The sequence below is a fragment of the Brucella lupini genome (genome assembly GCF_002252535.1).
GTDB lineage: Bacteria > Pseudomonadota > Alphaproteobacteria > Rhizobiales > Rhizobiaceae > Brucella > Brucella anthropi.
The window spans coordinates 83,751-95,871 of record NZ_NNRN01000031.1; the positions used below are offsets into that span (position 1 = coordinate 83,751).

Genomic DNA, 12,121 nt, shown 5'->3' on the forward strand with positions numbered 1-12,121 from the left:
GCTTCACTTTCTATTTTCACTGCGTCTGGATTGCAGGATATCATCTGCAACGGCAAGTGCATCTCTATTAAAAGCGACATTGTGAACACGGAAGATGTCGGCACCTGCCAAACGCAGTGCGACAGACGTTGCCGCAGTTCCTATGTCGCGGTCGAGCGGATTGTCCCTGCCCGTCATGCCGCCGATAAAGCGTTTGCGCGACGTGCCGACGAGCAACGGAAATCCGAATTTCTGCAATTCGCCTGCTCTCGCCAGCAGCGCAATATCCTCATCCTTGTTTTTGCCGAAACCAAAACCGGGATCGAGTACGATGCGGGTTTCTTCAATGCCTGCCTTTTTCGCTATATCCAGTGAAGCATCCAGGAACGAGAACTGGTCCTCGATGACATCAGCATGAACGGGTCGATCCCTGCTGGTATGCATGATGACCAGCCCTGCGCCGCTCCTTTTGGCGACATGAGCGATTTCTGGTTCTCGTTGTAGTCCCCAGACATCATTGACGATATGTGCCCCGGCACTAACTGCCGCCTGCGCTGTTGCTGCGCGGTAAGTGTCGATGGAGATGATGCAATCGTATTTTTTCACCAATGCTTCGATGACCGGGACAACGCGCGTGATCTCCGTTTCGGAATCGATCGCAGCAGCTCCGGGCCGGGTCGATTCTCCGCCAACATCAATGATCGTCGCTCCATCGGCAAGCATCTGACCGGCCACTTCGACGGCCCTTTCCAGCTCATTGTGGTGGCCGCCATCGGAAAATGAGTCTGGCGTGACATTCAATATGCCCATGATCACGGACTTTTCCCCCAGACGAAGGCTTCTTCCATGAGCAACGTGCCATTCTTTCGTCATAGCGAAATGTTCCTGTGTCATTTCCTTGGGCTGTTTACTTGGGGGCATTTCATTGCGGCGAGGTTGCAACCAACCTCGCCTGAAGTCATTTTGTGAAGGGCGTTATAGTTCTCTTGACGATTGCATGCCATGCTCACGGCAATAAAAAGAGAATTTCTTACTGGTTTTAGAAAGAGGTGCCAGGACATGAATTTGAGGAAGAAGGTTCTGGCTCTCAGTGCAGTTCTTGCCATCGTAGCTCCCCAGGCGGAAGCCGCCGCGATCTTTCGCGAATTCAGCTACTATACCGTGAGCGGCAAAACGGCAGCGGACCTCGACAAGGCTCTTTCCCGCAATGGCCCCTTCCTCAAGAAGACTGGTCAGCATCATCCCGGTGCCGCTGAAATCCGTTTCGATGCGAAGGTACGTTATGGTCGCGCACCCGGGAAAGCCTGCAAGGTGCAGGACGTTTATGTAAACGTTCACGCAAAGGTCTCCCTGCCCCGCTGGAAACAGCGCCGCAAGGCCACGCCGGAACTGGCGCTGATCTGGGATACCCTGTTGCAGGATATTCGCCGCCACGAAGAGAGCCACATCGTCATTGCCCGCAGCTTTGCAAGCCAGATGGAACGGGAAATACGCGGACTGCGCACCCGCACGGATTGCTCTGTGCTTCGCGCTGACATCGACAAAGTGACTGCACGCCTTATGGAAGCGCATGATAAGGAGCAACAACGGTTTGACCGGGTTGAGACGATCAATTTCGAAAACCGCTTTGCACGCTTGCTGACTTATCGCATGGAGCGCGCCCAGCAGGCTTCCAAATAACAGTAGTGTCGAACTATCTCAATTCGCGGCGTATAGCCTGCGTCATCAATGCTGCTTCATGGAAGCCTGACAGGATAAGTTTCAGCTTGCCCGGATAGTGGCAAGCATCGCCGATAGCGTAGACCTTCGAACTTGAAGTTCTGAAGGTCTCGGGACTAACAGCCAGCATGTTGCCCGTCTTGATTAAGGAAACTTCGGCCAGAGGGTCGGGACGGATAACCTGTCCATCGAGACCGAAAGCACCAAGACCGGATGCAATCACCGCTGTCCGTGCTTCAAGCTTGTCGCCATTGCTAGTGTCAACAGCCACGCCGTCATCATCGACCGCGATGCTGACCGCGATCTTGTTGAAATGAAAAACAGGATTATATGGCGCGATCTGCTTGAGAAGCCTTTCGACCAGCTCCTCACCCATGATTTCAGGAAACCCGGGCACGTCGTAAATCGGCTTGTCGGCATAGAGTGCCGCACATTGACCACCGGGCCGATCACTGGCATCGATGAGATGGCACCTGAAACCGAACAGCCCAAGCTGAAAAACGGAAAAGAGTGCAACAGGCCCGCAGCCGATAATGACAATATCATTCTGCGGTTCGGCGCCCATCACATCACCATCTCTTTTAAAACTTAATTCTGGCGTTCGGGCACCTGCACGACAAGGCCGTCAATATCGTCAGAAACCCGGATCTGACACGAGAGGCGTGAAGTAGGACGAACTTCATAAGCGAAGTCCAGCATGTCCTCTTCCATCGCGTCAGGTCCGCCGACAGTGTCCGTCCAGTCTTCATCAACATAGACATGGCAGGTTGCACAGGCGCAGGCACCGCCACATTCCGCATCAATGCCCGGAATGCCATTGCGAATGGCAGCTTCCATCACGCTTGACCCGTTGTCGGCTTCGACTTCGGTCCGTGTCGCGCCATCAGCTGATACGAATACGATCTTCGTCATTTTCATTCCTTGAAACACGCAAGTTTCGCGCGATCTTCATCCTGAGCGCCCATCACTGCCTTCGCAGGGAAACGCAAATAAACTCGAAATGGCAGATACGGCGTTCTGCAATTAGTTTCAACCTTGACCGCGCCCGCGCCCACAACTGCGCCAATATGCCGTGCATCGACGACGAGTTTCCCTGCCTGATAAACCCGACAGTTGGGCCCAAAACCCGAAAACTCTTCCTTGCCGTCTGCGGAAACTGCATCATATGATGTGAATTGAGGGACGGTTAGGAATGACGGACAGAATCCAGCGCTACAGTGCATGCAATCATGAAATGAAATTCAGTCATCCAGACACTCTGTACGGGTATTTTTGTTAATAAACTCGTAGAGCTTTCCTGGATGAAGGAAACGGTCCGGATCGATTTCCACAACTTGCTGGTAAATGCGGGAAGCCCGGAAATGTCGAATTTTCATGAATTGAGCCGGTTTCCGTTAACCTTGTATTTAAAGTTTTAGGTATCGGCAGAAGAGGCCTATTTCCTTAACAAGCCCGAGCCGATACGATGCAAAATGGCGGAGAAAGTTTTGTAACGGCCTTTTTATGGTCCGGCCGTCGCAGTAATGAGTACGAGGTAGGCAAACAATGGCTTCCAAATCCAAGGCACAGAAGCTCGACCTTGAGGTTGAAAAGGCGCTGGAACAGGCACTTGATATCGATTTCGGTGACGATCTTGATATCGACATGGACTTGAGTGCGTTCGATGAAGGCTTCTCCGTCGATGATCTGGAAGAACAGATTTCGCGCGCGGCTGAAGAACTTGTTGCTGAGCAGAAGACCAAGACGGTAGAGCCCGTTGCCGTTTCCCCTGTGGAAACTGCTGCAAAAGTGGCCACCATCACCACTGCCTCGGTGATTGCAACGCCTGCAGCGCCGCCGGTCCCGCCGGTTGTGAAAGCTGCCGGACCAGTTTCGCAAGGTACGGCCAACGTTCAGCACAAGCCTGCCAACACCTCGAAGGTCGCAACGCCAGCGCCCGAACCTGTTGTCAGCAAGCCTGTTTCCGCTGCACCTGTTGCAACCGCCGCCACCGTTGCATCCCCTACCTTCACGCCGGCCAATGACGATTCCCGCAGTGAAAAAGCGATTATCGCCGCTCCACGCCGTGCGACGGAAAACTCCTCTAAGCTTTTCTGGACGACAACTGCAATCAGCGTGCTCTGGGCCGCTGGCGGCGTCGCCCTGAGCAAAGCCATCAATCCTGATGTCTTTTCGACCCTGCAAGCCACCAAGGACTTTTTCACCTCGCCCGCCGGCCTCGGCGTCGTTGCGGGTGTAGCATTGCCGGTCGCCATGTTCTGGGGCTTCGCGCAACTCGTAAAACGCGCGCAGGAAATGCATACGGCAGCACGCAGCATGTCGGAAGCTGCGATGCGCCTGCTCCAGCCGGAAGCCGTATCCGGTGATCGCGTTTCTACCCTCGGACAGGCAGTGCGCCGCGAAGTCGCCGCCATGAACGAAGGCATCGAACGCACCTTGGCTCGTGCCGTCGAGCTGGAAACGCTCGTTCAGTCCGAAGTCAATCAGCTTGAGCGTGCTTATAGCGACAATGAAGTTCGCATTCGTTCGCTCGTCAGCGATCTGGGCAACGAGCGTGAAGCTGTTGTCAGCCATGCCGAACGGGTACGTTCATCGATCTCCGGTGCGCATGAGCAGCTTAAGGAAGAACTTTCCAGCGCGTCCAACATCATCCGCGACAATGTTCTGTCTGCCTCGCAGCAGCTGAGCACCCTGCTCGGCGAATCCGGTGAACGCCTGATCGGCAGCATCAACGAAAGCGGCGGCGCTATTGCCGAGGCCATTGAAACCCGCACCGGTGACATCGGCTCCCGCATCACGACTTCGGGCGAAGCTTTTGCAAACCTGCTCGATACGCGCATTGCAACGCTTGATGAACAGTCGCGCACTGTATCGGACCGCCTGACGGAAGCTCTGGACGAACGCACGACCGGTATTGCCAATCTGCTTGGCGGTGCAACGCAATCCATGGTCAGCGAATTCGACACCCGTCTTGCCAACCTCGAAAGCACCCTTTCCGAGCGTGGCCGGTCGCTTCTGTCCGAATTCGAAGCACGTGCGCATGCTCTCGACAGCAGCACTGAGAAGCTCAATGCAGCTCTCGAAACCCGTTCGCGGCAGATCAACGAAAACCTCATCGCTCGTACTCGTGAAATCGCAGAGACCTTCTCCAGCGGTCGCACGTCTCTGAGCACGATGATCGACGAAACCAAGACAAAGATCGGCGAAGATTTGACGTCTATCGGCGAAAGCGTCGGCAATATTCTTGGCGAAAAGGCCGATGCCTTTGCAGGCAAGCTTGCCGAAAGCCGTGATGTTCTGGCTGCTTCGCTGGAAGGCGAAACGGAACGCGTTTCCTCCGTCATCCGCGGTCATGCCGATACGCTTGCTGCACGCACGAGCGATATCGAGAATGCCGTTAACGTCAGCGCATCTGCCCTCAACACCGTTGCCGATAGTCATGCGGCAATTCTGGAAGAGCGGACCAACGCATTGCGCGAGACAATGGCAAGCCATTCCGCACTGCTTGATGCAAGCTTTGCAGACCACGCTCGTTCGCTGGAAGAGCGCGCCACCACGCTTCATGGTGTCATTGCGGGCAATCAAGCCATGCTTGCTCAACTGATGGATGAGCGTGCCGCCGCAATGCGCGATAACTTCAACGAAAACCGTGAGGTTCTCGCTCGCACTTTCGATGAGCGCGTAAATTCGCTACAGGCGCTCATCACTGATAATCAGAACACGCTCGCACGCATTCTCGATGAACGTGCAAGCAGCATGACTGATTCCATTGGTGCCGGTCGCGATGCATTTGTTGCCGCCTTGGGCGAACATGTTCGTCAGGTCGAAGAGCGCACGAGCGGCCTTCATAACGTCCTGAACGATCACAACAATGCCCTCTCCGGCATTCTGGACGGTCACGAGCGCACAATTGAAACGCGTGCTGCCGAAATCCGCTCGACCCTGAGTGAGAGCACGACATCGCTGAGCCAGACCCTGCAGGATCACAGTGATATCCTGGAACAGCGCACGACCAACCTTCACAACGCAATTGCCGACAGCAGTTCGACCATCAGCCGCGCATTCGAAGGCCAGACCGGCATTATCGAAGAACGCACACAGACGATGGAAAAGGCACTCACCATCGGCGTCGACAATGTCCGCCGTGCACTCGAACAGAGCGCTGGCATCGTTGCTGGCACGCTGCGCGAGAAGATCGGCGAAGCCGCGAGCACGCTTTCGGCTGAAGCAGCCAAGGCTGGTGAAGCTCTGGACGGCTTCGGCGAAGCATTCAGCGCTCGCCTGATCGATAATCTGTCTGGGACGGAAGCACGTCTCGGCGACCGCGCCGACGCGATTGCCGGTCGTCTTGGTGAGATCGAAAGCCGCCTCACCGGCGAGCTTGGCTCAATCGAAGCCCGCATCGCCAACACGGCAAGCAGAACCAGCGAAACGCTTGCCGGTCATAGCGAAGCCTTCGCTGCAAGCGTCGCCGACAACCTTGCTGGCACCGAAACGCGCCTCAATGAACGCGCCAGCGCTATTGCCAGCGGTCTTGAAGCAATCGAAAGCCGCCTCACCGGCGAACTTAGCTCGATTGAAGCGCGGATTGCCGATACGGCTTCCAAGACGAGTGAAACGCTTGCAGGCCATAGCGAGTCCTTCTCGGCCAGCGTTGCCGACAATCTCGCTGGTACCGAAACGCGCCTCGCTGAGCGTGCTGACGCGATTGCAACCCGTCTCGGTGATATCGGCTCGCGCATCACGATGGAACTCGGCTCCGTCGAGGCTCGTATTGCACAGGTAACCGACACGACTGCGGTGACGCTGGAAGAACGTACTCGTGAGCTCAATGCCGTTCTCGCTGCCCGTTCGCAGGAAATCACCAAGATCCTCAACGATACGGCAGAACCGCTTGTACAGCGGCTTGCTGATAGCGGTCGTGGACTGGCGCAGCAGCTTGAAGAAGCAACCCATGCCGCAACCGACAGGCTTCGTTCGGAAAATGCCGCTCTGGTCAATGCGCTTGCAAGCCGCACAGCGGAAACAATTGCCGCTGTTCAGCAGGCCAAGACCGGTCTTTCCGACAATGTCAGCGAACTGATCGATCGTCTTGCAGCCTCCAACGGCGAACTGGGCAAGTTGATCGACACTGCAACGCGCAATCTCACCGATATCGATGGTCGCCTTGTCGACACGACGTCGAGCTTCGTTGAGAACACCAACCGTGCAGCGCAGATGTTCCAGGCCTCCACGGGCCTGATTGACGGCAATATCGGTACGCTGCGCGCTATCTCCGACAGCACGCTGTCGCAGATCGCAGACATCGCCGACCGTTTCGAAGAGCACGGAAAGGTTCTCTCTTCGGCTTCCGACATGATCAACACGGCCCAGAACGGCCTTGTCAGCACGCTTGAAGATCGTCATCAGGCGCTCGACAAACTGGCATCCGGTCTCGTCGAGAAGTCGGAAGGCGTGGAAAAGCTGATGCAGTCCTTCGAAGGGCTGGTGACCTCCGCATTCCAGCGCGCCGAAGGCCAGACCCGTTCGTCTGCCGAGAAGATGCGGGAAAGCGTTTCGGAAATCGTTGAACAGGCAGCACAGAAGTTCTCTGCAGCAACCGACGATATTCGCCGCACTGCAAGCGAAATTCGCAACGAGCTCAACACGACCCGTGGCGAACTGAAGCGTGGCGTTCTCGACATGCCTGCCGAGGCCAAGGAAACAACGACCGCTATGCGCAAAGCCGTGAGCGAGCAGATCAATGCGCTCAAGGAACTCGCCGAAATCGTCAATAAGTCCGGTCGTCTGGTAGATGTCGGTGAAAGCCGTGCTGATCGCCCGGTTTCGCGTCCGGCACCGGCAGCAGCTCGTCCAGCCCCTGTTCAGGCACCGGTGGTACAGGCAGATGTTGCAATTCGCCAGCGCGCCTACGAAGCGCCGAAGGCTCAGCCTGCACCGGCAGCCGCACAGGCAGAAAAGCCACGTGGATGGGTGTCTGATCTCCTGGCCCGTGCTTCCCGCGAGGAAGAAGAAGCCGCGCAGCCGAAAGCACAGCCGGTCGCAACGCCTCGTTCACCAAGCCATGTCGTTGAATCGCTGAACTCGCTTTCGGTGGACATTGCCCGCGCTATCGACCATGAAGCTTCGGTGGAGCTTTGGGACCGTTATCGTCGCGGTGAACGAAACGTCTTTACTCGCCGTCTCTACACGCTGAAGGGTCAGCAGACTTTTGATGATATCAAGCGCAAGTATCAGACGGATGGTGAATTCCGCCGCGCCGTCGACCGCTACATGGACGACTTCCAGCGTCTGCTTGAAGATGTAGCCCGCAACGACCGAGACAACATGGTGACGCGGACTTACCTCACCTCGGACACTGGCAAGGTCTACACCATGCTTGCCCACGCAAGCGGTCGCCTTCGCTAAGACCAGAACTAAAAGGAAACGCGGCCTTCGGGCCGCGTTTTTGTTTGTCTGGCTCGGATGAAACCGGCTGGTTCCGTTCAATAAAAAAGGTCGGCGCAACACGCCGACCTTTTTTATTGTTCCACCTTGCCTCGGTTGGAGTGCATCTCGAAAAGTGTGAAACGGTTTTCAGACAATATGTGCTTTAAAAAAAACGGTTAGAGCGCTGTCACTGTCCAGCTAACAATCTCGCTAGCAGTCCGTTCAAAAGCCGCGTCGAGTGCCTTCACATAGGCCGCATTCGTCGCACCGCTTACCGGAATGGCCGTACGGAACACGCGGGTGGCCCGAACCTCGCCATTCTTGTCATTCATCAGTTTGACAGCCAGTTCGACCACTGCGAGCTTAGGCGATGCATAGGCCTGAATGCCGAACATGCGCAGATCGGTCAGAATCTGATAGTTGATTGCCAGCCCGTCTCCTGGACGGCCAATCCCGCCGAACACACCTGTATTCTCATAGGCCTGCACCAGACGTGATTGCACAATGTTCGTCAGCCTGTCACCCCATTGAGCACCCTTCAGATATTCGATGGAACCGGGCGCTGAGCTGACAACGATATTCTCGCTATCGAGCGCCTTAAGGGCTGTTGGCGTCGGAACCAGCAACTGTGTGCTCTTGCGGCTTGGCGAAGAAACACCCGGCTGCGGTGCAGACAGATTGAACGTGTCAAGTGGCGTTGTCGTCCCGCAGCCAGCAAGAAGTATGCTGAGCAGAACAGATATTGAAGTTGTACGACAAAGAGTGCGACGTGATTTCATGTCAATAAGGCTAGCTTTGGAAATCAATGACGCGTCCTCCCGTCATACTGAGGTACATTCCCTTTACCGCCAAAGATAAGGCGCTGAGGGTTACGCTCGAGATCGGTAATTGCCTGTTCTATGCGCTGAATGGAGCGGCGGCTATCCACCACGACGGATTGCACATCACGCAATCCCTGTCCCGAAAAACGCTGGAGATTGTCCGCAATCGGCCCCATCCGCTTGTCGAGATTGTCGGATGTCTGGCGGATGGATTCCAGCGTTGCCTTAGCCTGTGCAACAACCCCATCCTTGTCGTCGCTCGACAGGAGCTTGTCGGTCTTCGCCAGAATGGCGTCAACACGCACAGAAGCAGCGTTCAAGCGAGCCATCATATCCTTGGCGTCAGTGACGATCTGGTTGATGTTTCCGGTGTTCTCACCAAGTTCCTGAATAATGTTGGCGTTCTGTGCCAGTGCGTCGGTGAAAGTCTTCGTGTTGTTGATTGTATCCGTCAGCGGTCCACGAGCATCCTTTACGAAACCCTCCAACTGACCAAGCACGGCATTGGCTCGTGCAGCAATATCCTGTGCGGTAGCAAGAAGATTGTTGATTGAGGACGGATCGGCATCAATACGCGCAACCGAATCTACGTTTGCAGCCTCGGTCAGAAGATTGGGCTCATCAAGACGACCGCCCTTCAGTTCAATATAAGCCTGCCCGGTCAGTCCCTGAAAACCGAGGGTTGCTGCAGTTGAGCGGGTAATAGGTGTTGTCGCGTTGACGCGGGTTTTGACGATCACCATTTCTGGATTGGACGGATCAAGACGCAGCGCCCGAACATCGCCAACTTTGATACCGTTGAATAGAACCTGACTCCCGATCGAAAGGCCAGTCACGGAACCCGGGATGCGAACATCAAGCTCCAGAGAATCGCGTGCTTCCCCAAAACGGGCGATCCAGAACACAAACGCGAAAGCCAACAGGCTGACGATCAGCGTAAAGACACCCACCAGTACATAATTGGCTTTAGTTTCCATATCTTATCCAGTCTGCAAGCGGCTGCCGGGCCGCCGTCTCGTTGGCGCCGATGGATCAATCTGGCGCGCACGCTTGCCCCGAAAATAGGATTTAACCCACGGATCGTCTACCGTTAGCATGTCTTCAATGGTGCCGCTGACGAGTACGTTCTTGTTTCCAAGAACGGCAATCCGGTCGCAAATTGCAAAAAGACTATCGAGATCATGAGTGACCATATAGACGGTCAGACCCATCGTATCCCGCAGATTGGCAATCAGGTCGTCAAACTCTGCAGCGCCAATGGGATCAAGACCCGATGTCGGTTCGTCAAGGAACAGAATATCCGGATCCAGAGCCAGAGCACGTGCAAGCGCAGCACGCTTGATCATGCCGCCGGAAAGTTCGGACGGAAACTTTTCTGCCGTGTCAGGCTTCAAACCGACAAGGTCGATTTTCAGTCGCGCCAGCTCGTCCATCAGCTTCGGCGACAGATCAAGATACTCGCGCATCGGAACCTGAATATTTTCAAGAACATTCAGCGCCGAAAATAGCGCTCCGTGCTGAAACAAGACGCCCATACGCATGTCGATGGACATTTTTTCCATCTCATTCAGCTGATCGATGTTGCGACCGAGAATCTCGATTTCACCCGACTGTTTCTTGTTGAGACCGAGAATGGTCCGCATTAGCACTGATTTTCCCGCCCCCGAAGGACCGATGAAGCCCAGAACCTCGCCCTGGTAAATCTCAAGCGACAGCTTGTCGAGCACCGTCTGACGCCCGAACGAAACCGTCACGTCGCGCACCGAGATCATCGGCGCGGTCGTCTGGCGATTGTCTTCGTCCTGCAGTTGCGACCGGTGGTCGATGCCGTTCTCCATAACCATTCTTTAACCGAGCTTGGCTTCGGACTGAACCGTTGAACACGATTGAGGGGTCAATTTTCTGTGCAACTGTGTCTCAAAGAACCCATTAAAAACAAAGAACATAAGCAGTTTCTAAAAATTAATGGCCGCATAGAACATCGCAAACAAACCATCCACGACAATAACCACAAAAATTGCTTTCACAACGGAAGCAGTAACACGACGGCCAAGTGATTCTGCACTGCCGCCGACCTTCATACCTTCTACCGAGGCGAGAATCCCGATGATCATGGCCATAAACGGTGCCTTGATAAGACCGGCGAAATAAGTATTAAGCGCCACCGCGTCATGCAGGCGGCTAATGAAAGCATCGGGCGAAATATTGGAGTAGAACCAAGCGACCCCGCCTGCCCCGATCAATGCAGCCAGATCGGAAATGATGGTGAGCAATGGCAGGACTACGACCAGCGCAACGAGACGGGGAAAAACCAGAACGCCGACCGGATTGAGGCCGATAACCGTCAGAGCATCCGTCTCCTCGCGCATTTTCATGGAGCCGATTTCAGCTGTGATCGCACTGCCTGAACGACCGGCGATCATGATAGCTGTCAGAAGCACCCCGAGTTCACGCAGCACCAGAATGCCAACCAGATCGACGACAAAGATTTCTGCACCGAAATAGCGCAACTGAAATGCGCCCTGCTGGGCGATGATCGCACCAACGATCGTCGACATCAGGATGATAATGGGAATCGCACCGACGCCCATGCGGTCCATCTGCGTAACGATGGCAGCGATTGGAATACCGCTTCCTCGACCGTATTTCAGCTGGGCCCCGCGGATCGTGGCGCCCAGGATATGCATCGCCATCTTGAAGTCGTTACCCATAGAGATAACGCCACCGCCAAGCGCGGCCAGAAACGAGATGAAAAAGAACGGCTTCTTCTGACGTGGAATATCCAGAGTACGTTCGACAGCCTGCCCCACTTCCTCCATCAGAGGGAGCCAGGATTGACGCACGCCTTCAAGCTGGGCGTCGGCACTCTTTGCAACGAGCCGCTGCCGCAAGCGTTCAATCAGCCAGGCACCTGCCGTATCGAGACCGGATACGCCAGAAACATCGATTATCGTTGCTTTGTGTTCGTCCGTTTTCTCAAGACTGCGCATCTTGTCATCGACAAGATTGACGCTCTGCGAGACCCAGCGACCGCTCAACCTGATATGGCGCGCACCGTCCTGCTCCGTCAGATCAATCTTCGGCGCAGGATTATTGGTGGCTCTTGCTTTGTCGGCAGTGTCGGTCAACATGGCCTACCTCATATACGAGTCGTTGAACGACCGAAATACTGC

At 55.2% G+C, this 12,121-nt stretch carries 9 protein-coding genes; 2 read left to right on the forward strand and 7 right to left on the reverse strand.

The genetic code is table 11. The features are described 5' to 3' along the window. Nucleotides 1-3 precede the first annotated feature (3 nt). Complete coding sequence (gene folP, locus CES86_RS04105) at nt 4-852, reverse strand: dihydropteroate synthase (RefSeq protein WP_029924771.1); 849 nt, start codon at nt 850-852, stop codon at nt 4-6. Nucleotides 853-1,038: 186 nt separating this feature from the next. Here folP and CES86_RS04110 point away from each other — a divergent pair, with 186 nt between their 5' ends. Further along, the gene (locus CES86_RS04110; protein WP_012092016.1) at nt 1,039-1,659 is read left to right on the forward strand and encodes a DUF922 domain-containing Zn-dependent protease; all 621 of its coding nucleotides are present in this window, start codon (nt 1,039-1,041) and stop codon (nt 1,657-1,659) included. A gap of 13 nt (nt 1,660-1,672) precedes the next feature. Here the strand turns inward: CES86_RS04110 and CES86_RS04115 are convergent, their stop codons facing one another. Next, entirely contained in the window at nt 1,673-2,263 is a 591-nt protein-coding gene (locus tag CES86_RS04115) for an NAD(P)/FAD-dependent oxidoreductase (RefSeq protein ID WP_029924767.1), read from the reverse strand. Nucleotides 2,264-2,286: 23 nt separating this feature from the next. Next, nucleotides 2,287-2,610 carry a 2Fe-2S iron-sulfur cluster-binding protein gene (locus CES86_RS04120; RefSeq protein WP_010660058.1) on the reverse strand — a complete coding sequence of 108 codons (324 nt, stop codon included), beginning with the start codon at nt 2,608-2,610 and terminating at the stop codon, nt 2,287-2,289. A 633-nt stretch (nt 2,611-3,243) separates the two neighbouring features. On the opposite strand from CES86_RS04120, the gene CES86_RS04125 reads away from it, so the two are divergent. Next, entirely contained in the window at nt 3,244-8,106 is a 4,863-nt protein-coding gene (locus CES86_RS04125) for an apolipoprotein A-IV repeat region-like domain-containing protein (protein ID WP_010660057.1), read from the forward strand. Nucleotides 8,107-8,303: 197 nt separating this feature from the next. On the opposite strand, the gene CES86_RS04130 is transcribed toward CES86_RS04125, so the two are convergent. The 4 genes from CES86_RS04130 to CES86_RS04145 form a co-directional block, all read right to left on the reverse strand. Then, a complete protein-coding gene (locus CES86_RS04130) occupies nt 8,304-8,906 on the reverse strand; it encodes an ABC-type transport auxiliary lipoprotein family protein (protein WP_407922997.1) in 603 nt (200 codons plus the stop codon). 23 nt (nt 8,907-8,929) lie between these two features. Beyond that, the gene (locus CES86_RS04135) at nt 8,930-9,925 is read right to left on the reverse strand and encodes an MlaD family protein (protein WP_010660055.1); all 996 of its coding nucleotides are present in this window, start codon (nt 9,923-9,925) and stop codon (nt 8,930-8,932) included. A 3-nt stretch (nt 9,926-9,928) separates the two neighbouring features. Next, complete coding sequence (locus CES86_RS04140) at nt 9,929-10,792, reverse strand: ABC transporter ATP-binding protein (RefSeq protein WP_029924759.1); 864 nt, start codon at nt 10,790-10,792, stop codon at nt 9,929-9,931. Nucleotides 10,793-10,903: 111 nt separating this feature from the next. Then, nucleotides 10,904-12,079 carry an ABC transporter permease gene (locus CES86_RS04145; protein ID WP_010660053.1) on the reverse strand — a complete coding sequence of 392 codons (1,176 nt, stop codon included), beginning with the start codon at nt 12,077-12,079 and terminating at the stop codon, nt 10,904-10,906. Between the last annotated feature and the right edge of the window lie 42 nt (nt 12,080-12,121).